General features: G+C 41.1%; 1 protein-coding gene. It reads right to left on the bottom strand.

Features of this window, described 5'->3' with window-relative positions:
- A partial coding sequence (locus tag SB772_RS43485) for a F0F1 ATP synthase subunit A (protein ID WP_410838961.1) occupies positions 1 to 253 on the bottom strand: 253 nt, incomplete at both ends.

Genomic DNA, 253 nt, shown 5'->3' with positions numbered 1-253 from the left:
ATGTTAGGATCAGTCGTTGGAACAATCTTAAAGAAAACATGATGTGGATCATGGCCCATAGCAGCACCGATTTGCCCAGCAATACCTGGAATGAAATCAACAGGTATCAAATCCATCAAGTTCATCAAAAAGATCCAGACAAAAATGGTCAACGCCAATGGCGCAATCAGTTTTGATGTACCACTGTATGAATCACGAACGTTGTTATCAACAAACTCAACGATCATCTCAACTGCTGCCTGAGTTTTTCCTG

Source organism: Paraburkholderia sp. SIMBA_030 (assembly GCF_046535245.1).
GTDB lineage: Bacteria > Pseudomonadota > Gammaproteobacteria > Burkholderiales > Burkholderiaceae > Paraburkholderia.
This window is presented reverse-complemented; position numbering and strand designations above follow the sequence as displayed.